At 36.0% G+C, this 22,253-nt stretch carries 21 protein-coding genes and 1 pseudogene; 17 read left to right on the top strand and 5 right to left on the bottom strand.

Annotation, left to right across the window (positions count from 1 at the left end):
* The first annotated feature begins 162 nt into the window (after window positions 1-162).
* From ACQKMR_RS11875 to ACQKMR_RS11865, 3 genes are all read left to right on the top strand, one after another.
* Window positions 163-540, top strand: coding sequence for a VOC family protein (locus ACQKMR_RS11875; protein WP_427697485.1), 378 nt, complete (start codon window positions 163-165; stop codon window positions 538-540).
* Between the two features lie 204 nt (window positions 541-744).
* Window positions 745-951, top strand: coding sequence for a hypothetical protein (locus ACQKMR_RS11870; protein ID WP_427697484.1), 207 nt, complete (start codon window positions 745-747; stop codon window positions 949-951).
* A gap of 210 nt (window positions 952-1,161) precedes the next feature.
* Window positions 1,162-1,659 carry a CcdC protein domain-containing protein gene (locus ACQKMR_RS11865; RefSeq protein WP_427697483.1) on the top strand — a complete coding sequence of 166 codons (498 nt, stop codon included), beginning with the start codon at window positions 1,162-1,164 and terminating at the stop codon, window positions 1,657-1,659.
* 420 nt (window positions 1,660-2,079) lie between these two features.
* Here ACQKMR_RS11865 and ACQKMR_RS11860 read toward each other — a convergent pair.
* Both ACQKMR_RS11860 and ACQKMR_RS11855 read right to left on the bottom strand, forming a co-directional pair.
* A pseudogene (locus ACQKMR_RS11860) lies at window positions 2,080-2,289 on the bottom strand (transcriptional regulator); the annotation flags it as partial.
* Between the two features lie 546 nt (window positions 2,290-2,835).
* Complete coding sequence (locus tag ACQKMR_RS11855; RefSeq protein ID WP_427697482.1) at window positions 2,836-3,741, bottom strand: DMT family transporter; 906 nt, start codon at window positions 3,739-3,741, stop codon at window positions 2,836-2,838.
* 101 nt (window positions 3,742-3,842) lie between these two features.
* Between ACQKMR_RS11855 and ACQKMR_RS11850 the strand changes: the two genes are divergently transcribed.
* Window positions 3,843-4,721 (top strand): AraC family transcriptional regulator, encoded by an 879-nt coding sequence (locus tag ACQKMR_RS11850; protein WP_427697481.1) that lies wholly within the window; start codon window positions 3,843-3,845, stop codon window positions 4,719-4,721.
* Between the two features lie 208 nt (window positions 4,722-4,929).
* Window positions 4,930-5,493, top strand: coding sequence for an MOSC domain-containing protein (locus tag ACQKMR_RS11845; protein WP_427697480.1), 564 nt, complete (start codon window positions 4,930-4,932; stop codon window positions 5,491-5,493).
* A 92-nt stretch (window positions 5,494-5,585) separates the two neighbouring features.
* On the opposite strand, the gene ACQKMR_RS11840 is transcribed toward ACQKMR_RS11845, so the two are convergent.
* Window positions 5,586-5,906, bottom strand: a complete 321-nt coding sequence (locus ACQKMR_RS11840; RefSeq protein WP_427697479.1) for a 2Fe-2S iron-sulfur cluster-binding protein — start codon at window positions 5,904-5,906, stop codon at window positions 5,586-5,588.
* Window positions 5,907-6,228: 322 nt separating this feature from the next.
* On the opposite strand from ACQKMR_RS11840, the gene cdaS reads away from it, so the two are divergent.
* From cdaS to ACQKMR_RS11785, 11 genes are all read left to right on the top strand, one after another.
* Entirely contained in the window at window positions 6,229-6,849 is a 621-nt protein-coding gene (gene cdaS, locus ACQKMR_RS11835) for a sporulation-specific diadenylate cyclase CdaS (protein WP_427697478.1), read from the top strand.
* 458 nt (window positions 6,850-7,307) lie between these two features.
* Complete coding sequence (locus ACQKMR_RS11830) at window positions 7,308-7,931, top strand: TetR/AcrR family transcriptional regulator (protein ID WP_427697477.1); 624 nt, start codon at window positions 7,308-7,310, stop codon at window positions 7,929-7,931.
* A gap of 52 nt (window positions 7,932-7,983) precedes the next feature.
* Window positions 7,984-8,868 (top strand): ABC transporter ATP-binding protein, encoded by an 885-nt coding sequence (locus tag ACQKMR_RS11825; RefSeq protein ID WP_427697476.1) that lies wholly within the window; start codon window positions 7,984-7,986, stop codon window positions 8,866-8,868.
* A 6-nt stretch (window positions 8,869-8,874) separates the two neighbouring features.
* Window positions 8,875-9,672, top strand: a complete 798-nt coding sequence (locus ACQKMR_RS11820) for an ABC transporter permease subunit (RefSeq protein WP_427697475.1) — start codon at window positions 8,875-8,877, stop codon at window positions 9,670-9,672.
* Window positions 9,673-9,717: 45 nt separating this feature from the next.
* Window positions 9,718-10,515 (top strand): ABC transporter permease subunit, encoded by a 798-nt coding sequence (locus ACQKMR_RS11815; RefSeq protein WP_427697474.1) that lies wholly within the window; start codon window positions 9,718-9,720, stop codon window positions 10,513-10,515.
* A 408-nt stretch (window positions 10,516-10,923) separates the two neighbouring features.
* On the top strand, window positions 10,924-11,670 hold the full coding sequence (gene map, locus ACQKMR_RS11810) for a type I methionyl aminopeptidase (RefSeq protein ID WP_057215668.1): 747 nt from the start codon (window positions 10,924-10,926) through the stop codon (window positions 11,668-11,670).
* Window positions 11,671-11,932: 262 nt separating this feature from the next.
* Window positions 11,933-12,685, top strand: a complete 753-nt coding sequence (locus ACQKMR_RS11805) for a helix-turn-helix transcriptional regulator (RefSeq protein ID WP_427697473.1) — start codon at window positions 11,933-11,935, stop codon at window positions 12,683-12,685.
* A 146-nt stretch (window positions 12,686-12,831) separates the two neighbouring features.
* The gene (locus tag ACQKMR_RS11800; protein WP_427697472.1) at window positions 12,832-14,079 is read left to right on the top strand and encodes a GTPase; all 1,248 of its coding nucleotides are present in this window, start codon (window positions 12,832-12,834) and stop codon (window positions 14,077-14,079) included.
* Between the two features lie 123 nt (window positions 14,080-14,202).
* Window positions 14,203-15,342, top strand: a complete 1,140-nt coding sequence (locus ACQKMR_RS11795; RefSeq protein WP_427697471.1) for an acyl-CoA dehydrogenase family protein — start codon at window positions 14,203-14,205, stop codon at window positions 15,340-15,342.
* Window positions 15,343-15,685: 343 nt separating this feature from the next.
* Window positions 15,686-16,879, top strand: a complete 1,194-nt coding sequence (locus ACQKMR_RS11790) for an ATP-binding protein (protein WP_427697470.1) — start codon at window positions 15,686-15,688, stop codon at window positions 16,877-16,879.
* A 126-nt stretch (window positions 16,880-17,005) separates the two neighbouring features.
* Window positions 17,006-18,994 (top strand): acetoacetate--CoA ligase, encoded by a 1,989-nt coding sequence (locus tag ACQKMR_RS11785; RefSeq protein ID WP_427697469.1) that lies wholly within the window; start codon window positions 17,006-17,008, stop codon window positions 18,992-18,994.
* A 541-nt stretch (window positions 18,995-19,535) separates the two neighbouring features.
* Here the strand turns inward: ACQKMR_RS11785 and ACQKMR_RS11780 are convergent.
* On the bottom strand, window positions 19,536-20,744 hold the full coding sequence (locus tag ACQKMR_RS11780; RefSeq protein ID WP_427697468.1) for an MFS transporter: 1,209 nt from the start codon (window positions 20,742-20,744) through the stop codon (window positions 19,536-19,538).
* A gap of 24 nt (window positions 20,745-20,768) precedes the next feature.
* Window positions 20,769-21,350, bottom strand: a complete 582-nt coding sequence (locus ACQKMR_RS11775) for a TetR/AcrR family transcriptional regulator (RefSeq protein ID WP_427697467.1) — start codon at window positions 21,348-21,350, stop codon at window positions 20,769-20,771.
* A 287-nt stretch (window positions 21,351-21,637) separates the two neighbouring features.
* On the opposite strand from ACQKMR_RS11775, the gene ACQKMR_RS11770 reads away from it, so the two are divergent.
* Entirely contained in the window at window positions 21,638-21,958 is a 321-nt protein-coding gene (locus tag ACQKMR_RS11770; protein ID WP_427697466.1) for a hypothetical protein, read from the top strand.
* The last annotated feature ends 295 nt before the right edge of the window (window positions 21,959-22,253 follow it).

Raw genomic sequence — 22,253 nt, 5'->3', positions numbered from 1 at the left:
AAAACAATGATCAGGCAGTGGTGGATTGCATGCCTGGTCATTGCTTTTTTCATTCCATCACTTTACTTTCGAACCTATGGTATAATCATACATGTTTTAAAAGCAAAAGATTTACGAAAAAAAATCAATATTAACCTAACTAGTAGAAATGGAGTGAAGCAAATGATTAATAAAGTCGGTCAAATTATGTTATATGTAAATAACCAAGATGAGACATTGAAATTTTGGACAGAAAAAGTAGGGTTTACCGTGGTTTCTGAAGAAAATAACGGCCAAATGAGATGGATTGAAATTGCTCCAACTAAGGAAGCAGAAACGAGCATCATTCTCCACAATAAAGAATTAATTGCAAAAATGCAGCCTGAATTAAATCTTAATACACCGTCGTTAATGTTTTACTCTGAAAATCTCGATAAATTATATAAAGACTTGTCTGATAAAAATATCACAGTCGGAGAACTTGTAAGTATGCCTTTTGGTAGAGTATTTAACTTTGCTGATAATGAAGAAAATTACTTTGCGGTTATGGAAAAAAAGTAAATCGAATACGAAGGAAAACGGATACAAAAATATCCTTAACAGAAAACTTAAATTCCCATATGATTGAGTTATCATAAAATGGACAACAAAATAGCATGACCAATTGGGTATGTGACTAAGCGAATCCCCACAAAAGTTGACAGATAGCTGTCGATTCTTTGTGGGGATTTTTTGTTGTTCATTATATAGAAATGGGGAGAATACATGCCAAAAACAAGGAGAATGGCAAACATATTTGCAGAAGATGGGAAGTCAATCACACTAGCGCTTGATGGCTTTTACTTCTCGACGAATACCAGAGGCATTGATGGTACTATTGCCGAATTACCAAAGATGATTGAAAATGGTCTTGATGCAGTACTTGTCACGTATGGTATGGCAAAGACTTACACCAATTCATTTACAAATTAAACGGTAGTTCAGCATTTTCTTGATGCTAACCCATTAGTTTATTTATCTATCATTTTTTCTCTTTAAATTAAACAGACTTATTAAAATTAGTGAATAACAGAACAAAAAGGCAGCCGTCTTAAGTAACGGCTGCTTCTTTCTACAAATACCACTACTAAACCATCTATATTTCCCATATAATTGAAATACACTATGTATAGAGGTGAATTTATGGAATCTTCCTCGTTTTATTATATTGTGATCATAATTGCTGTATTGGTCTTATGGCGTAGAACCAGAGCAATGTATCGTCCTATTAAGGGAAACGGGATCAGCATTCTCTTACCCATACTATTTTTGTTATTACCCTGTATTCCCGTCATTTTAAATCCAAAAGCACATGTCGCTGGTTGGGAATGGGTTTGTGCAGGTATCTTTGGGTTCCTTTTGTCAATTCCACTTATTTGGACCACTAACTATGAACTCCGATCTGATCAGCATATTTATGCTGTAAAAAGCAAAAGCTTTATCATTACTTTTCTCATCGTACTTATTTTCCGGTTTTTGCTTCGTGATTATTTAAAATGGCTAGGTCCAGAAACAGAAGCATCACTATTTATGACTGTAGCACTAGGATATATCTTACCTTGGAGAATTATCTCTTTCATCAAATTTCATCAGCTATACAAAAGTCGAATCCAAACTAGAGACAACATTGACTTACGATAATACTGATTATGTGAATGGAAAGTCTCTTCAGAACTTGAAATAGACCCTATAGAGTAGACATAAATAAGGGCTCCCTGTTGGATTATCCTCTTTAAGTAGACAGTGTAACATCCATGTATATACATGGATATTACACTATTACTTTGAGGGGATTTTTCATTGTTAATAAAGGTTTATCGCTTAATGAGCAAGCTCAACAGTTAAGTGACATTTAAGTTGTTTAATTTACAAAAAAGTCGATTAAAAAGTAATAAAGTTGTTAAAAAAATGCGAGTCATTCTATTCAACAATCGGGCCATTTAACGGAATTAGGAAAGTGATAAAACCAAACCCAGCTTGAAGCCGGGCCATTTGTATTCATTAGTGTCATTTTATTTATGTGTATATTTGTAGTAGGGTGTCAAATTAAAATTTTAAATGTCAATCAGCTGTTTCATTTTCAACAATTTGTTTAAGCGTTCTCCGATAATCCCTATATGCCGAACTTCCCTTTTCCGTCAATGTATACCAGGTGCAGGGGGGCTTTCTAACATAACCTTTGATGACTTCTACAAATCCGGGAGATTCCAATGTGCTGATATGTTTGGATAAAAGGGAATCACTAACTTCAATGGTATCACGGAGAAAATGAAAGTCAGTTTCGCCTCAGATGCGAGTGCTGCCATAATTGACAATCGCACAGGAGCATGGATCACACTGTTTAAGCCATGTCTTGGGTTCTTGCAGTTGGTTTTCATTTTGGACTTTCCTTAACGTTGCAAATTCGCGTTTTGCTGGTGGTACCCCTTATTGAATTAACGGGCGCTTTAATGGAGGAAATATCATAGAAATGATCAAACTTTTTTATTAAAAAATGATTCTATAAAATTATTAAGAGCGTGTTTTGTTTGTTTATCAAGGTTATTAGTATTAATTTGATCAAACTTTATTCTAAAGCTACATTAAAACAAAAAAGTCTGTAGGCAAAAGCTTATATCTAATAAAGTAGATTGGAACGGAAGGTGTGAGACTCCTGCGGGAAAAGCGCGTCCAAGGGAGACCCCATAGGCGCAAAGGCGCCAGGAGGCTCCCGGACCGCCCGAGGAAAGCGAGTGCCCCGCCCAATCAACGTTCGAATTATTAAAACCCTTAAAAAAACTGTAGACAAATTCCTCTGTTAAAGGAATTTGGATTTTTCTATTTTTTCTTATTTTGTAGAGATAGATAAACAACTAATATTAAAATAAGGAGTCCACCAACAATCTGCCATAATCCAAATGGTAACTGCAACCAAAGAATACTACTGACAACAGCTGTTAAAGGCTCAACTGTGCCAAGTAAAGTCGTTTCCTTTGCTGTTAAGTATTCTAAGCTTTTGATAAACATCCAAAAAGCGAGTGCTGTGCCAAAGAGGATTGTAAACCCTAACGCTATGTAAATGGAAGTGGACCAATTTATAGCTTCGTTTGCCCAAATAGGATGAACAAAATTCATCACAATTCCGGCAAGTAACATAGCCCAGCCAACAACAATTACGGATGAAAAGGACTCCAATAACGAACGTGCATAGAGTGTGTAAAAAGCTAATGATAGTCCTGAAATAACTCCCCAAATAACAGCTGTATAGGGTACAGATAAATTATGAAACGATCCATTCGTTAATAATAAAAAAGTACCAAGGAGTGTCAAACTAATGGCCAAAAGGTCGGAATGAGTTAATTTTTGAATCCCTTTTACAATGAAATAAAAAATGATAAAAATCGGTGCTAAGTATTGTAGCAATGTAGCTACTGCAGCATTGCCGAGAGCGATGGAAGCCATGTAAGAATATTGAACAAGTAACATGCCGAAAAGACTAAAGATGATTAACCGATTCCGACTGGTCGTTTCCCTCCAAATTTGAAAAAGTTGCTTACGATTACTGCTCACTAATTGGCTACTTAGCAAGAGAATCCCCCCGATTAACAGTCGTGTAGTCACAAACCAATCCACATCGATATTACCTGATTGAAACAGATGCTGCGCGACTGTCCCACCAATCCCCCAAAAACTAGCTCCAAAAATGACAAAGAATATTCCTATTAAACGATTTTGTTTATTCATATAATCACCTATCAATATTAAGATATAATCAATATATAGAATATTAAAGTGTATAAATAGCGAATTAATCTCTAAAAATATAAGAATATTGAGGTGATAAAATGCAAATCTACAACATTTCTATTAATTCAGAGTACCAAGAACTTGTACAATACAAAGACTCACACTGGCCTGTCATTTTCTATCATACTAATATTCGGAAAAATATTGTTGGTTACATCCCACTTCATTGGCATGAGGAGTTACAGTTTGTGGTTGTAACAGGAGGTCATGTATGTTTTCAAATTAATGGTGAAGAAATTAACTTAAATGAAGGAGAAGGGATTTTTATTAATTCAGGAGTAATTCATGAAGTACATGCCGATTCATATGATGGCCGATATATTTGTTGGAATATAGGTGTGCATAAAGCCAGTTCGTATATTGAAAAGAAGTATATAGGGTTCCTTATTCAAAATGAAAAAGTTCCTTTTATTCCTTTTTCTCCAAGTATCGATTGGCAAAATGACATTATTGAAGCAATCAAAAACGGATTTGTCTCGTATGAGAACAAATCTTTTGGATATGAATTAGTGATTACACAACAGTACCTTTTCTGTATTGAACGTCTGGTCACGAACATCGCACCTAATCATGGACAGAAAAAAGTAGTTTACGATCCAAGAGTAAAAGAAATATTGCGATATATGCATCATCATTATGGAAGTAAAATCACACTAGATGATGTCGCGAATGTTGCTTTTTTAAGTAGAGCTGAAACCAATCGGCTTTTCAAAAAGCATCTGGGCCGAACGCCTTTTCAATATTTATTGTCTTACCGCTTAGATAGAAGTAAAGAGCTATTAGTTCGAACAAAAAGTTCGATTACAGAAATCTCATTAGAAGTAGGTTTTTCAAGTACTAGCTATTTTATCGAAAAGTTTAAAGCTGCATTTGGCATGACTCCGAATAAATTTCGTCTAGTTGAAAAAATTTTTTAAATCCTTTTTTAAAATCGCTTCATCCAAAGAGATAATTGGTTTCATTGAAGCAGCAGTATAAAAGGATCTTCGGATTGAAGATCCTTTTTTTATTGCGGAAAAGCGCCATTAATTGAATTAGATACTAATTTTCCTTAATCTTCAACTAAAAGGGCAGGATACTTTAATAAATATGTCAAATATAAGTATTATAAGGAGTTGAATGATAATGAATTACGAAAAAATTGGCTCGGCTAGTGGAATAGTAATAGCTGTAAGTAAAAGTGATAAACACACATTTAGTAAGGAAAATTGCAGTAGTATAAAACTGTTGAAAGGTTTGGGAGTCGAAGGAGATGCCCATTTAGGTAAAACAGTTAAGCATCGTTCACGTGTAGCAAGTAACCCAAATCAACCTAACCTGCGACAAGTTCATCTAATCCACTCAGAATTATTAGATGAGTTGAAAGATAGCTTTAATGTTACAGCTGGACAAATGGGTGAAAATATCACCACACAAGGTATCGATCTGCTTGGATTACCAAGGGATACGTTTCTATATATTGGGGAAACAGCAGTTATTAAAGTAACAGGCTTACGAAATCCATGTGTCCAAATAGATCAATTTAAATCAGGTCTTATGAAAGCAGTTTTAGACCGTGATAAGCAGGGGCATTTGATACGGAAAGCAGGAATAATGAGCATAGTTATGGAGAGTGGTGAGGTTCACCCCGGAGACCCGGTTAGAATACAATTACCTCCTTTACCTCATATACCTCTTGAAAGGGTGTAATGTTTTCGTTAGAACTGATTCTGTTTTTATTTTCATCTCCAGAAATGCCAGCGAACTTTGCAGACTTATTTCACATAAAATATTGGTCCAATTTAGTCAGCTGGCCTTGGTCCAGCGGCAATTCCAGAGTTTTCTACAGTCATGATCGGTCGAATGGTTATGTCTCCATTCACGAAAATTTGACAGGATAAACGCAAATGATCTTCAATTCCTTTATCCTCAAAGGCCTTTTTTTCTTTATGTGTTACCTCAAAAAAATCACCTGCCAATATTTCTACTCTGCAAGTCGCACATTTTGCTTTCCCTCCACATCGATGGAGAATATTAATGTCGTTTTCTTCCAGTGCTAATACTAACTTTTTACCCATTTCAACTTCAAAAGTTCCTCGGTCAAATACAGTTACGTAAGGCATTTTATACCACCTCATATATATAATATCTTCTTAACATATTTATTGTCTTACCTTGCCCTTATGACATAAAAAAATGTAAAGTCATTCCTGATTTGTGTCAAAGATGAATGAAGAGAAATAGAAACTGGTTTTGCTTAACATGCTTTTTTCATTAAATGAATAAATAATTCTCACGAAGACAAACTTAAGTACATTAATATATAGATTGAAAAAGCTGTAAATTGATAAAAAATAGTATGAAAACATAGACTGAGCTTTTTGCGTTCAATGATGGATTATTGCAAAAAAAATAAGTGAAATAATAGTAGGGAGGTGCGCGTCAGTGAATAATAGCAATTGCGATTTTTCACCAATGAAACAAATATTAAAAGAGGATATTCGCCAAGTGATAACTGCATTACAGAATAACTTAGAAGCAATGGATAATGAAAACTATTGTCTTCTTGGGAATTTTGAAAAAATCAAAGAGAATTTTGTATACATTGATATGAAAGCTGCAACTTTTTATTTAAACTGTTATTTGTCTCCGTTTACGGACAAATATCCCGAATTATCAATTTGCGTACAAAATATGTCGAATCTGAGACATGGTGGCTTAATTGTGATTCAACGGGAAGATTCTCTTGAATCTTTGATTCAACCAGGAATTTCAATTGGAGCAGAATTAACCCATTCTTTATTGGAATCAATTTTTTTTCCTGGAAATCCACTACATGATGGTGCTGTACTGGTTACTCTTAATCATATTGATTCCGCAGCAAATGTCCTTCCACTTTCAGACAGATCATCAGGGGGTAAAAAGCTTGGAACACGCCATCGTGCTGCTTTAGGTTTAACTGAACGAAGTGATGCTCTTGTACTGGTAGTATCTGAGGAAACAGGTAGAGTTTCATTTGCCTTAAATGGGAACCTGTACCCAATTACAAATCATGGGTCTATATGATTTACTGTAAAACCATCTTTTTATTAATTTCAGTCGCACTATAAATAAATACAGTAACCACCTTTGGTGTTGGGCTTATCCTTTCTTATCTTGGATACACAATTGGTGTAGCATTTCTTGAAAATCTAAACGTTAAGATCCTTATTCAATTAACGAGCGCTTTAATGGAGGAAGGTACACAGAAATTTTATAAATGAATAATTCAAATGAATATATTAAGAGCGCGTTTTTGATCAAAATCTTTTTCAAAACACGCTCTTTCTTTTTGTTCGTTTATCAAGGTTAATAGTATCAATTTGAGCAAACATTATTCCGGAGTTACAAATACAAAAATTTCATTTTTTTTTAAAAAATATAGCTTGAACACCATTGACCAGAGAGGTCAGCGAGAGTACAATTGTATTGACTGATGTGGTCAACCGTAATTTTTTAGAATGAAAGAAAAGAGGGCCGCCCCTATGTTTTCAAAATTTTTGAACTTGGATAAGGAAAAACAAGACCGCATAATAAATGCTGCGATAAAGGAATTTGCCCAGAAGGGATATGATAAGGCATCGACCAATGAAATCGTTAAGGAAGCGGGAATATCAAAGGGGTTGTTATTCCATTATTTCCAAAATAAAAAGCAATTATATTTATTCTTGTATGAACATATGATTGATATTCTAATGGAAAAAATTATGAAAAAAATAAATTGGGAAGAAAAAGACATTTTTGTCCGCTATCGGCAAATCGCATTGCTGAAAATTGAAATATATGAAATTTATCCTGAAATGTTAAATTTCATTAAGTCAATCTATAAAGACTCATCACCTGCAGTGAAAATTGATATAAACTGCAGGGCGAAGGAATTGTTCGAAAGTGCCTTTAATAAATTATTTTTCGATATTGATCTTTCTAAATTTAAAAAAGGGGTTGATATCAAAAAGGCGATCAACATTATTAATTGGACATTGGAAGGGTTTGCCTATCAAATGCAAGAAAAAGCATTGTCCCTATCCCTAGAGCAAATCGATAGCGAGGAGACAATGGCAGAAATGGAAGAATACCTGGAAATACTAAGGAATTCTTTATACGAATAAAAATTGGTCATGCCGCATAACTGACTGAGGAGAAAAAAGGGAGGTATTATAGATGAACGCAATAGAAATTAAAAATCTAACCAAAACTTACGGCAAATCAAGAGGAATATCCGATATTAGTTTTAATGTTGAACAGGGTGAAATTTTCGGGTTTATTGGACCTAATGGTGCTGGGAAGTCGACAACGATTCGCACATTATTATCGCTCATTTACCCAACGAGCGGCAGCGCCACGATTTTTGGGAAAGACTGTATTCGATTTGCTCCAGAAATAAAAAAGGAAATTGGCTATTTACCATCAGAAGTTTTTTACTATGACAATATGAAAGTAAAGGAACTTTTAAAATACTCAGCCAGCTTTTATAAAAAGGATTGTAGTAAGAGAATCAAAGAGTTAGCAGAAATTATGGACTTGGATCTCAATAAAAAAATTGATGACCTTTCTTTAGGAAACAAGAAGAAGCTCGGGATTGTTCAAGGGCTGCTCCATGAACCTAAACTCATTATTTTGGATGAACCCACGAGCGGGCTCGACCCATTAATGCAGCAAAAATTCTTTGAACAATTAGAGAAAGAGAATAAAAAAGGTGCTACGATTCTATTTTCGTCGCACATCCTTAGCGAGGTTCAAAGATTATGTAATCGAGTTGCCATCATTAAAGAAGGTAAAATCGTAACGGTAGAAAAGATTAGTACGTTACAAGAAAGCAACTATAAAAAGTTTAAAATTGAGACGAAATCAGCCCTAGACAAGAATTACTTTCAAATCGGCGGGGTCAATAAATTAGAGGTTAACAATAACGTAATCAGCTTTTTATTTAGAGGTAATATCAATACAGTGATGAAAAGAATCTCTGAAATTGATATCGCGAATCTGTGGATCGAAGAGCCAGACCTTGAGGAGATCTTTATGCATTATTACGAAAAGGAGGCCTAAGAAACAATGAATATCTTTATGCATGAATTGAAGGCTTATCGAAAGTCTACGATCATATGGTCGCTATCGTTAATTGTGATAATCGTTATTTTTATGTCGATGTATTCTTCATTTGCTGAGGATGCAGAGGATTTTATTAAAATATTGGAAAATTATCCAGAGGCGTTAAGAAATGCACTCGGGTTTAATCAAGAAAATTTCTTTACTATTATAGGATTCTATAGCTTCCCATTATCGTTTATTACTCTTTGCGCAGCAATCCAGGCAATGAATCTAGGCACTTCCATTGTCAGCAAGGAAGCCCGTGAAAAAACAGCGGACTTTTTGCTAACGAAGCCTCTTTCCCGTACTAAAATTTTGACAGCCAAGTTATTGGCAGCTTTGGTTTCGATTGTCATGACAAATATCGTTTATTTCGCTGCAGCTAGCTTTGTGACATTACAAGTCAAGACTGATGATTTTAGCTTGAAAATTTTCTTTTTGCTGTCGCTTACAATTTTTTTCATTCAACTGATATTCTTAGCCTTAGGAATCATAATTTCCGTTATTTTCCAAAAGATCAAATCCGTGTTGACCGTCTCGCTTGCTACCGTCTTTGTTTTCTACTTTGTGGGAATGTTCAGTGATACCACAGGTGATGAAGTGAAACGTTATTTTTCGCCGTTTAAATATTTCGACACCGCCTATATCATTAAACATTCCAGCTATGAAGCAACATTTTTGATTGTTGGTGCAGTTATTATTATTCTTGCCATTGCAGCTAGTTATGTCGTCTATAACAAGAAGGATATACATGCTGTTTAAGAATGCTAGCTTTCCTTGTGGGAAGCTAAATGGAGGGGATTGGTCATGAATATATTTTTAAAAGAATTGAAGTATCATCGAAAATCGCTCATATTTTGGAGCATCGGTGTCTTCCTTATGGTGGCATCAGGAATGACTAAATATGAAGCGTATTCGTCATCGGGCCAATCGATAAATGATTTGATGGCAGATATTCCAAAATCGCTGCGGGCTGTATTGGGTTTTAGTGATTTAGATTTAACGAAGGCCAGCGGCTACTATGGTATGCTTTTTCTCTATTTATTATTAATGGCAACCATTCATGCAGTAATGCTCGGAGCAACCATTATTGCCAAAGAAGAACGGGATAAAACATCTGAGTTTTTATTTGTAAAACCAGTATCTAGAAGTAAAGTCATTACAACTAAGCTATTGGCAGCATTCACAAATATCGTGATCTTTAATCTCGCAACATTCGTTTCGTCCATTATTCTTTTAGGGAAATACAGCGATGGTGAGGAGGTTAATGGTGAAATCGCCATATTAATGGCGGCAATGTTCTTTTTGCAGGTCTTGTTTATGGTTATCGGCAGCGCACTCGCTGCTGTAAAAAAGAAACCAAAAACGGCTGCGTCAGCAGCTACTGGAATCCTTTTACTTACGTATATGTTATCAATCGTTATTGATTTGAATGAGAACATTGAAGGCTTAAGATATTTTACCCCATTTAAATATTTTGAATCGAAAAATGTGATGTATGGCGGCGGTTTGGATGTAATCTTTGTAGTAATTTCACTAATATTGATTCTATCACTTTTGGTCGTAACCTATGTTTATTATAAAAAAAGAGATTTGAATGTTTAGTACAAAGACCGAATTTTCGGTCTTTTTTTCATGGTTATAAAAATCAGCAATGAAATGTAACAGAGCCTATTAAATAAAACTCTTGAAAGCAAAAAGATTTTTAAAATATGTAACTATTATTGTTTTAGTTTTATTATCCCTTTACCCAGTTTTTGTAAATATTTTAATCCTTGAGCTTTATTCAAGAAAAGGGCGCTTTTATGAAGTAATTAAAGTCTAATCGATGATACGACGATTTATATTTGTGAGAATCATGTTTGTTACCAGCCGATTACGGATACAGAAAAAGCGATCAAATTATAAACCAGGTAATTTTACCGGGTTTTTGGTTGCTTTTTATATAAAAAAAGGCATATGATAAATAAGGAGTCTCAATCAGAAAAGATAATAAACGAAAGAGGATTTTAAATGATTACAATAAAAAGTGAACGAGAAATACATTTGATGCATGAAGCAGGCAAGCTTCTTGCTGCGACGCATAGAGAAATCGCTAAAATGATTAAGCCTGGCATTACAACTTGGGAAATTGAAGAGTTTGTCGACAAATATCTAGCTGAGCACGGTGCAACGCCGGAACAAAAGGGCTATAATGGCTACAAATATGCAACTTGTGCATCTGTGAATGATGTAATTTGCCACGGTTTCCCGCAGAAGAAAGCCTTGAAAGAGGGAGACATCGTAACGATTGATATGGTCGTGAATCTTAATGGTGGATTGGCGGATTCAGCGTGGACATATGCAGTTGGTGAGGTTTCCGAGGAAGCTCAACGTTTGATGGATGTAACTAAAAATGCACTTTATAGAGGTATTGAAGTTGCCCGGGCAGGCAATCGCCTTGGCGACATTGGGCATGCGATCCAATCTTATGCAGAAGGCGAAAAATTTTCTGTTGTCCGTGATTTCACAGGACACGGCATTGGTAAAACAATGCATGAAGACCCTACCGTTTTACATTATGGTAAACCAGGTAAAGGTGCCCGTCTGAAAGAAGGAATGGTCATCACAATCGAGCCAATGTTGAATGCAGGAACATGGCATATGAAAATGGACCAAGACGGCTGGACCGCTAGAACAACGGACGGCAAACTTTCCGCTCAATATGAACATACTCTTGTTATTACAAAAGAAGCTCCGATTATTTTAACGGAACAATAAAAGTATTTAAAAAAGCAACGGCCTATTAATGGGTCGTTGCTTTTTTAATGTCTTCCATATAACTATTTATTCGAGGAAAGACATCGACAGAATATTCAGAATTCTATTAATCGATAATAGATAAAATTCCTAACTCTAGTACTAAGTGGATTAGATATTAAAAACTTTACTATTATGTGGTAGCGCAGGATAATAAGGGGAGGACGAAGAAATATTTATTCTAACGAGTTAACTGATACACAATATAAAGGAGGTTTTGACAGTGAAGAAAGGGGAAAAACTGTCTACAACGGTAGAATCGGTTGGTTTAAGCCAAAGAGAATTTTTAACGATTTTTTTACTCCATTCTTTAACAGTAAAAACGAATTATCCAAGGGCGATTCATCAGGACCTGAAAAATTTGTTTACTGGAAAAGTGCATAGCTATGACTACTTATGTAAGATTTCTAATACTCTTGTTGAATCCGGCCATTTATCATTATACACGAACAAAGGAAGAAATTTTTATCAAATTACGGACAAAGGGAAAGAGCTTTATAAATGGTACCAGGAGAATTTTCTAGAACGCTTTTCTGAAGTGAAAAATGTCATTGACCGCTTCATGTTCGATTTAAAAGGTTCAGGTGAAAACCCTCCTGTTGTGAACGAACTTCCTGAGGAATACCGATCTTATTTCTCGAAAATAATATCCGTAAAGGACTTAGTCCGTTATGTCACATTGAAGGCGGCTTTCAAAAAGAAGCCCATTTATATGGGGGAAATTGGGGACCTGCTTAAAAATCAGTTCGGTTGGATTGCTTCTAACGGGTATTTATACGATTTATCTCATGAGATGGAAGAGACCGGTCTGCTTGTTGGCAGATGGGAAAGTGAAAAACGTACAAAACGTTATTTACGAATTACTGATGAAGGACAACATCATTACAAACAGATTGCTGATTCAGCCGCTTATCAAGTACAGGAGATTCAAAAATACATGGCCAGTGTGGTTATGTTTCTAAAAGAAAAATCCTGACAAAAACGAACGATTTGATCCAGTTCTAGATTCCTGAAGAACAGTATATCCCCTTAAGCTGAAGGGATGGTTCGATGAACATGCTTAAGTTGAACCAATCAGGGGTGAATATTATATAAAACAGTTCTTATCAAGGGGGAATACACATGGTAGAGAAACACGATGAAATGGGCAGTTTGTTTACGTTTATTAAAGGTCAGGTCGATAAATTACCTATTTCAGAATCGAAAAAGAACAAAATGCTCGATCAGCTTTTGAGGCTTAAAACGATGACGGTTGATGCCAGGGAACCGCGAATTGCTCTTGTTGGGAGGCGCGGTTCAGGTAAGTCGTCACTAATTAATGCAATGTTTGGCCAGGAACGGCAATACGTTAGCTCCGTTAAATCAGGAACTGGTAAGGGTAAATGGCTTTGGTATCCGAGTGATTCCCAACCTAAAATTCGTCTGCTGGACTCTCGTGGATTGGGTGAGAGTGAGACTCCTACGGAAGACTATGAAGAAGTGACACCAATGGATGAATTAATTAAAGCGGTCACTGAGGAACAGCCGGATGTGTTTCTTTTCTTAATCAAAGCAAAAGAAACGGATTCTCGGATTGAAGAGGATTTACAAGAGTTAAGTAAATTGCGGAAAATTGTGAAAGATAAACATCATTATGATGTGCCAGTAATCTGTGTTATCACCCAAGTTGATGAATTAGATCCGCCACATTATAAGCAAGTACCTTTTGATGCCCATCCGAAGAAAAAACAGCATATTGATGAGGCCATCGGTTTAATGTCTAAGCGGTTTAAAGAAAGTGATATCCCACTATTGAACATCATTCCAATTTGTTCATATATTGATTTTGATGAAAAGGGAAATATTGAATATGACATGCGCTGGAACATCGATTTGCTTTCTGATTACTTAATTGAGGCCTTACCCAGTGAAGCGAAACTAAAGACAGCAAAGGCGATACAGAGCCAATTCGTTAAGAAGAAATTTGCGCGGACAATCGTGGGTACGTTTACAGCCATTGCCAGTCTAATCGGTGCCGAGCCCATCCCTTTTGCTGATTTTCCAATATTGACTGGTATCCAAGGCCTGATGATTGTTGTGATTGGTTTTATCGCAGATAAAGATATCAATACGAAAACTGCAAGTGAATTCATCACAGCTTTAGGAATTAACGTCGGAATTGGTCTGCTTGTCAGGGAAGGTGTTCGGGCTGCAGTTCGATTTATTCCAGGCGCTGGTCTTGCTGTTTCAGGTGCCGTAGCGGGAGCTGTTACTTATGGTATCGGTCAAGCTGCCATTGCATATTTCATAGAAAATAAAGATATGAATCAAGCGAAAGAAGCTTATAAGAATGCTAATAAACAATATAAAAATGAAGACATCGACTCTTAATGGGGCAAATTCAAAAAGTAATCACCACTAAAGTGATATGATAAAGCTGAGTTTTAGCAGATGCTGTTTACACTGCTAGATGGTATAGGATTTTGTTTTACATATATAGAAGGGATGATTTTCATGTCGTTTTTTCAATCAGCAGAGCAAAAGGAATATATACAAAGATTAGAGGCAGTGATTAAGCCTTTTTCCGGAAGATCTGAAAATCTTGATGAATCAAAAGGCTTTCCTTTTGAAAATATTCAGGAGTTAAAGGATTTCGGGTATCCTAAATTAACGCTAGGAAAAGAGTATGGAGGTAATGGTGGTTCCTTGTATGATTTCCTCCTTAGCCAGGAAAAAATAGCCGAGTATTGTGGTCCAACTGCTTTAGGAATTGGCTGGCATGTCGGAACGGTACTTTCTCTGACTGAAAAAAGACCATGGGAAAAAGAGGTCATGGACGAATTGTTTGATGAGGTGTCCAAAGGTGCTCTCATCAACACGGCTGCATCAGAGGTAGGAACAGGGAGTCCGACCCGTGGAGGACGTCCGGAAACGACAGCTATCAAAAAAGGTAATCAATGGGTATTGAATGGCAAAAAAACCTTTACGACCCTATCACCTGTCCTGGATATTTTCCTTGTTACAGCCTGGGTACCTCAGGATGAGCAACTTGGCACCTTTTTGGTTCATCGAAACATAAAAGGGATAAGTATAGAAGAAACATGGGATATGATTTCTATGCAGGGTACAGGAAGTCATGATTTAGTGTTAAATGAAGTCATCCTTCCAGATAAGTATTATGTCATGCAAAGCAAACCTGGCAAAAAGAATCCTGAATCCTGGCTGTTACATATCCCAGCTTGCTATTTAGGAATAGCAATGGCAGCGAGAAATTATGCAGTCGAATTTGCGAAGACTTATTCACCAAATAGCTTGCCAGGACCAATTCGAGATCTTCCAAATGTTCAAAGAATGATTGGAGAAATTGAACTGGAATTAATTGAAGCACGCCATTTCCTCTATTCTGTCGCGGGAAAATGGGAAACACAAGCTGAAAATCATGATGAATTATCGAAAGAGTTGGGTGCAGTTAAGTTATCTGTCGTAAACAAATCAATATCCATTGTCGATAAAGCGATGAGGGTAGTTGGGGCCAAAAGCTTACAAAGGATGAATCCATTGCAACGTTATTACAGAGATGTACGTGCGGGACTTCACAATCCTCCAATGGACGATGCAACGATTACTATGCTCGCGAAAACAGCTCTTTATTAAGAATTATATCTGGAGGCACTGACATGACTAAGTACTAATTTGTTTCAGTGCTTTTTTTGTCTTTTTAGAAGGAGTTCTCCCCTATTCATTTTTCAGACAAAATCGACCGCTTTTTGTTTCGTATTCAGTGATGTACCTCAGTGAATTACATATATCTTTATAGAAAATTACTCAATTATTATACTAGCTTAAAATTCCCTATCTTGTTATGATTTATATGCATTTCAAAATTTTCGCAAAACATTGAAAGTTCGGTGTGAATATGAATCTTATGACCAAAGATTTACTGGTTAACTTTTTATTAATCCTTCTTCCCATCTTTTTATTGCAAATGGTGTATCTAGTGAAATACGTGTACCGTTTAGATGCATTAAAAGGTTGGTTTTTAGCCATTTTTCCTATTCTTTCACTTGTTCTATGTATGTTATTTCCAGTGGTTGTCGAAGAACACTTTGTTTGGGATCTTCGATGGATTCCTTTTCTTATAGGTAGTTTATATGGAGGTTATCGATTAGGTTTTTTATTAATAGCCATCACACTGATTATTCGTTATTTAACGGGGGGAGAAAATGGATTTTATATTTCGTGCATCACTTTTCCGTTAATTGGTATTTCATCATTTTTTATTTCTAAATATTATTTAAAAATGTCTTTATTAAAAAAAAATATCGTCAGTATATTATTAATCTTTATTTTTCAAGTTCTTACACAGTTTATTTCAACACAAGTATTTGGAATCAATATAGGTATCAGTCTATGGAAACAATACTTTATAATCCAAGTCGTTGGCATTGTTGTTGTGATTATTCTGTGGGAGGTAATACTTACGAATTTTCAGATTCTGGAAAAAATAGTGAAAGCAGAAAAGTTAGAAATCGTAAGTCACCTTGCTGCAAGTATTTCACATGAAGTTCGTAATCCCCTTACTGTAACTAGAGGATATATTCAAATGTTACAAGAGGACGTATCTTCGCAAACAAAGGTAAAGTATGCAAGTATCGCTTTGCAGGAATTAGATCGAGCTACAGAAGTCATAAATGATTATTTAACGTTTGCAGCAACAACACCTGAAAATAATGAACACTTAAGAGTGTCCAAGGAGATTCAGGATGCGGTAAATATTATTAAGCCCTTGGCAAACATGAAAGGAATAGACTTAAAATTATCTCTATTGGAAGATGACGCTTATTATATCATAGGGGATAGCAAAAAATTTCAACAGAGCTTGTTTAATGTTTTTAAAAATGGCATCGAATCGATGCCAGTTAATGGCGAACTATACATACATTTATTCCTTCACTCCACTACTCTCCAAATTAAGATTCAAGATAAAGGTGTTGGCATGACAAAGGAACAAATAAGCCGCTTAGGTGAACCTTATTTTACGACAAAAGAAAAAGGAACAGGACTAGGTATGATGGTTACTTATAGTACTATCAAAAATATGAATGGGACTATCAGTGTGTCAAGTGTGAAAGGGAAAGGAACTTGCTTTTGTATTACACTTCCTATTCATAGAAACGAAATTGATACATAAAAGAATTAATCCATCCTAAGTTTGAGTGAATTGACGGTTTTGACAGAATACTTTATCATTTAATTAAACTACCAATTATATGAAATAATTCAATAAAATATTTGATGCCATAGGGAGATGATTATAATGAAAACGCTTGCAGGTGGACAAATCATTTGGGAACCGACAAAAGAACAAATCGAGCAAACGGTAATGACTCAATACGTAGATTGGTTAAAGGAAAAGAAAGGTTTAGCGTTTCATAATTATCATGAGCTATGGAAATGGTCAGTTAAGGAGCTAGAGAACTTCTGGGCATCAATATGGGATTTTTGCGAAATAAAAGCTGCAAGAAAATATGACAGGGTTTTAGCGGATAATATGATGCCGGGTACAAAGTGGTTTGAAGGATCGAGACTCAATTATGCAGAGAATGCATTATCGAATGCTCAAGAAGAAAAAACGGCGATATTTTTCCGTTCCGAGCATATCAAGAAGCAAGAGGTAAGTTGGAAAGAACTGAAAGAAAAAGTTGCCTCTGTCGTCCACTCATTAAGGAAACTTGGTGTGAAATCAGGTGACCGTGTCGTGGCCTATATGCCAAATATCCCTGAAACCGTCATAGCTTTCTTGGCAACATCAAGTATAGGTGCCATCTGGTCGAGTTGTTCACCTGACTTCGGGGCAAGAAGTGTCATAGACCGCTTCAAGCAGATTGAACCGGTTGTTTTACTGGCTGTTGACGGGTATCAGTATAATGGGAACGTCTATGATAAAACCTCAGTGGTTTCGCAGCTGCAAAAGGAAATAGCCACTATCAAGCATACAGTGTTGATTCCGTACATAGATAAAACGAACTTTGAGGTAACCCTGAAGGAAATAATACCATGGTCAACCCTTATAAACGAAACAGCGGAACTATCTTTTGAAAGTGTTCCATTCGATCACCCACTTTGGATCCTCTATTCATCAGGTACAACCGGAATGCCAAAACCAATAGTACAAGGGCATGGGGGCATTTTATTAGAGCATTTTAAATCCACACGATTGCATCAAAGTATGACTTCCGAAGATAAAGTTTTCTGGTTCACAACGACTGGTTGGATGATGTGGAACCTGCTAATGGGTGGTTTGCTTAATGGAGCGACAATAGTTCTTTATGACGGTAGTCCGTCCTTCCCTAGCATGGATACTCTTTGGGAATTGGCTGAAGATACAGGCATGACATTCTTTGGCACAAGTGCCCCTTTTCTAACGAATTCTATGAAATTAGGAATCAAGCCAATGGAGAAATATAATCTATCGAAATTGAAAGCTCTTTTTTCTACAGGAGCTCCATTATCAGGTGACGGATACAAGTGGGTGTATAAGAATGTTAAAAAGGATATCTGGCTCAGTTCATCGAGTGGCGGAACAGATGTCTGTGCTGGATTTGTAGGAGGTGTTCCTACATTACCAGTTAGAATTGGCGAAATACAGGGGCGGGCATTAGGTGTTCATGTTGAAGCCTTTGATGAACAAGGCCAATCTTTAATTAATGATGTCGGAGAATTGGTCATTACTAAACCAATGCCATCCATGCCGCTTTATTTCTGGAATGACAAAGATGGGAAAAGATACTACGAGAGTTATTTCGATACGTATCCTGGTATATGGAAACATGGTGATTGGATAAAAATCGACGACAAAGGCAGTTGTATCATTTATGGACGATCAGATTCGACGATTAATCGTTCTGGAGTACGTATGGGAACAAGTGATATTTACCGGGTCGTTGAAGCGATTGACGAGGTAATGGAAAGTCTTGTGATTGATAGAGAAGTGCTTGGGCGTGGTTCTTCGTTGCTGATGTTTGTTGTTCTTAAGTCTGGAAATAGTTTAGATCCTTCCCTGAAAGCAAAAATTAAGGAACAAATTAGAGGGAATGTTTCTCCTCGTTTTATCCCAGACCAAATCTATGCCGTTGAACAAATACCAAAAACATTGAACGGAAAGAAAATGGAAGTGCCAATTCGCAAAGTACTATTAGGGTTTGAGTTTGATAAGGTAGTGAATCCAGACTCAATGGGTAATCCTGAATCGCTTCAATTTTTCAAAGAATTAGCATTAGAATTAAATGAGGAAAAAATATTCTAGGAATACAGTGTCTTTAAAATAAAGTCACGATGTTTAAAAAAAAGTTCCGACGAAGAGTGGTTTGATAAGATATCCTGTTTAATGCAGGATATTTTTTATTTATAGAAAGTAGCAGCTTGGTGAAAAAAATGTGAAGTAACTTTTTTCTTAGAAGACGAAGGAGGAGAGAAGCAAAGGAGGAGAAAAACTTGTTTATACATAAGTTTGATGAAGAAGTCTCTTTGAGATTATTAAATGAAGATGACGCAGAAGGATTTTATATTTAAAAAATGGCTTGGTTGGCTCGAGAGCGGAAGAAGCTAAAAGGGTAAAGAATTACCTAAAACACGTTTAAAATCTAACATTCCGACTCAACGGAAATTTATTAGTAGAGAAAATCTAAACCCCTTGTTCAATATGGACAAAGGGTTTAGATACAAAGATAAGAAAGTATAACTTTTCGAGTTAGAAAAAGTGTCTATCTCCATAAGGAAAGCTACTTTGTATGATCATCGAAGGAACAACCTGGTTTTTTGATTGTTCAAAGGCGCCCTACGCTTTTCTAATTATTATTTGCTAAGTTTTCTTCCAACTGTTTTTCTTTCCACATGACTGTAATACCGAGGCCAATGACTATAATGACAGCAGCAAAAAGATAAGGATAGTGGATGTTTATATCAAATAGTATTCCGCCCATCGCTGGCCCGAAGATATTACCTAAGCTCGTATAGGTTGAGTTCATTCCAGCTACAAATCCTTGCTCTTTCCCGGCAGCTTTTGATAAAAATGTCGTCAATGCCGGACGAAGCAAGTCAAATGCAAGGAAGATGAAGCAAGTTACCACAAGAACTGCCAAAAAGCTAGAGATCATAGTGGACGCTACCGCAAAAATTGCACCGACGATTAAACATAATTGGATAAGCTTTTTTTCGCCGAGGATATCTACCAGTTTTCCAAACATAAATACTTGCACAACAACTCCGAAAATAGAGCTTATTGTAATGATAATTGCAATATCCTTCGGCGTGAAGCCGAATTTATGATCAGAAAATAGGCTAAAAACAGTTTCATAGGCTGATAAACCAAAAGCGAGTACAAATACAATGATGAACGCAATAAAGTAAAGTGGATTAAGTGATCTTTTTAAATCGCCAATAAAGTTTGTTTGCTTTGTATTAGCAGAAACTTTTGCAAGCTGTTCCTTTGTCATCGGCTCTTTTAAGATGAATATTGATGAAAGGCATGCTAAAAAAGCAATGGCCGCTGCAAGGAAGAAGGGTAAGCGTATACCAAATTCTGCAATAAAGCCACCGATCCCAGGTCCTATTATAAAGCCCAAGCTAATGGCGGCTGAAATATAGCCCATTGCTTTTGGCCTTTCTTGAACAGATGTAATATCTGCAACATATGCAGTAACACCTGGCATAATAAAGGCGGCACTGATTCCCCCTAGGATCCTTGATAAATAAAACACGGATACGTTCGTGCCTACACCAAAGATAAGTTCTGAAACACCAAAAAGGAATAAGCCGATAATGATGATTTTCTTTCTGCCGTAACGGTCAACCCAACGACCCGCGAATGGTGACATAACAAGCTGTGATACCGCAAATACAGCAACAAGATAGCCCATCGTACTTCCTGATAAATGCATGATATTCATAAATGACGGCATAACGGGGATGATTAGTCCAATTCCCAGAAAAGCAATGAATATATTGCTTAGAAGAATAATTAATACCGCCTTTTGTTCTTTAATTGGTTTATTCATGTAGTAACACCACTTTCTTGTGAATCATTTTTGTGAAATACCTCTCCAAAACACTTTCCAAGAGGCTGTTAATTTATCCTTCAGCCGTTTCTCATCATTGCCGTATACAAGCTCCAGCAGAATGGAATCCACTACTCCCAAGAAAGCATAGGTCGGCGTTATGGCTGCATCTTCGACGATTAATTTGGCATTGATCCAATCCTGGAATTTACTTTCGAGTATCGCCTGCACCTTTTCTTCGATATCGATTACTTCCTTTTCGATTGCTTTCGCAAGATGTGCTGGCGGAAAAAAAGACATACGTAACCAAAACTTTAACTGCTCATTTTTTTGGAAAAGATCGATTACCAATTGTAGAAATCCGTATAAATCTTTTTCGGGACTTTGTGAATCAATTTCACTAAAATATTGGAGTTTTGAAGATAGCTCCGTCTCTTTCGCATCACGTAAAACTTGCAGAAAAAGATCATCCTTGCCTTTAAAATGGGCGTAAATGGATTGCTTTTTCATACCGACTTCTTCAGCTATTAGAGAAAGGGACGCACCTTCATAACCATGAATCGTGAAAAATTTTAGAGCGGCTTCCTTAATTTCATTACTTTTCAATAATATCACCTCAAATTTTAACGAACGTTCGTCAGTTATATTAGCAAATTTAATAAACATAAGCAAGCGGAATATATTTAGATATCTAAACAAATAGTTTTAAAGTTAAATACTTTAGTAATAAATAATAAAGATTATTATGCCAGCTATCGACTTACTTAAACAAACGGGGCCTTATCTGTAATTTTGTACTGCACGTTAATCAGAACGATCTTCCACCTAACAGGTGGATTTACTTCATTTACAGGGTTGCTACTCAACTTTTTCTTATAAGTGGAGGTAATTCTATGGAATTTACTTATTATAGGAATCTGAACGTTACTGAGAAATATGTTAAACAAGCAATTAAATATCAACTTTTGAACAGCCACGAACTAAGTATTTGCTATGATTTGACAAGACAATTTGAATATGATAGTAGATGCCCTACTGCTAATAGACAAATTATTAAAGGAACCGTTATCGCCACATCCTCTTACCAAAGAGTTAGAACGATATGTATTTATTTCTTTCCAATATCCAGAAATCCTTATCCTGAAAAAGCTTACGAAGGCTTTAATAATTCAGTTTTATCTGACAAAGAATGGATTCAAGAACAAACAACATAAGCCAAGCAATTTTAGGTATAGAAGAACTAATAATCGAATGGAATGGTAAAAAACATATATTTCATAATGTGTGATTTATATAAGATAAGTGGAAGCGATGACTTCTTCACTAAAAGGTCCTTTACTTCAATCTTAGGAGCTGGTCAACAGTACTGATCAAACTTTTTTATGGAAATCATATATTTAGTCTTAAAAAGCTACTCCATTTTGTTCAAACTTTTTTCAAAATGGAGTCTTTGTATTTGCTACCAAATGAGGTTTAGTGACCTACTTTTAATCAAACTTTATTACAAAG

The sequence above is a fragment of the Peribacillus sp. NPDC096540 genome, assembly GCF_050278525.1.
In the GTDB taxonomy this organism is placed as follows: domain Bacteria; phylum Bacillota; class Bacilli; order Bacillales; family DSM-1321; genus Peribacillus.
This window is presented reverse-complemented; position numbering and strand designations above follow the sequence as displayed.

Coding starts and splice junctions, on each gene's coding strand:
- ACQKMR_RS11850 (WP_427697481.1), top strand. CDS start 3,843: ATGCAAATCTACAACATTTCTATTAATTCAGAGTACCAAGAACTTGTA.
- ACQKMR_RS11795 (WP_427697471.1), top strand. CDS start 14,203: ATGTCGTTTTTTCAATCAGCAGAGCAAAAGGAATATATACAAAGATTA.
- ACQKMR_RS11770 (WP_427697466.1), top strand. CDS start 21,638: ATGGAATTTACTTATTATAGGAATCTGAACGTTACTGAGAAATATGTT.
- ACQKMR_RS11800 (WP_427697472.1), top strand. CDS start 12,832: ATGGTAGAGAAACACGATGAAATGGGCAGTTTGTTTACGTTTATTAAA.
- ACQKMR_RS11815 (WP_427697474.1), top strand. CDS start 9,718: ATGAATATATTTTTAAAAGAATTGAAGTATCATCGAAAATCGCTCATA.
- ACQKMR_RS11785 (WP_427697469.1), top strand. CDS start 17,006: ATGAAAACGCTTGCAGGTGGACAAATCATTTGGGAACCGACAAAAGAA.
- ACQKMR_RS11875 (WP_427697485.1), top strand. CDS start 163: ATGATTAATAAAGTCGGTCAAATTATGTTATATGTAAATAACCAAGAT.
- ACQKMR_RS11820 (WP_427697475.1), top strand. CDS start 8,875: ATGAATATCTTTATGCATGAATTGAAGGCTTATCGAAAGTCTACGATC.
- ACQKMR_RS11830 (WP_427697477.1), top strand. CDS start 7,308: ATGTTTTCAAAATTTTTGAACTTGGATAAGGAAAAACAAGACCGCATA.
- map (WP_057215668.1), top strand. CDS start 10,924: ATGATTACAATAAAAAGTGAACGAGAAATACATTTGATGCATGAAGCA.
- ACQKMR_RS11870 (WP_427697484.1), top strand. CDS start 745: ATGCCAAAAACAAGGAGAATGGCAAACATATTTGCAGAAGATGGGAAG.
- ACQKMR_RS11780 (WP_427697468.1), bottom strand. CDS start 20,744: ATGAATAAACCAATTAAAGAACAAAAGGCGGTATTAATTATTCTTCTA.
- ACQKMR_RS11840 (WP_427697479.1), bottom strand. CDS start 5,906: ATGCCTTACGTAACTGTATTTGACCGAGGAACTTTTGAAGTTGAAATG.
- ACQKMR_RS11845 (WP_427697480.1), top strand. CDS start 4,930: ATGAATTACGAAAAAATTGGCTCGGCTAGTGGAATAGTAATAGCTGTA.
- ACQKMR_RS11855 (WP_427697482.1), bottom strand. CDS start 3,741: ATGAATAAACAAAATCGTTTAATAGGAATATTCTTTGTCATTTTTGGA.
- ACQKMR_RS11865 (WP_427697483.1), top strand. CDS start 1,162: ATGGAATCTTCCTCGTTTTATTATATTGTGATCATAATTGCTGTATTG.
- ACQKMR_RS11825 (WP_427697476.1), top strand. CDS start 7,984: ATGAACGCAATAGAAATTAAAAATCTAACCAAAACTTACGGCAAATCA.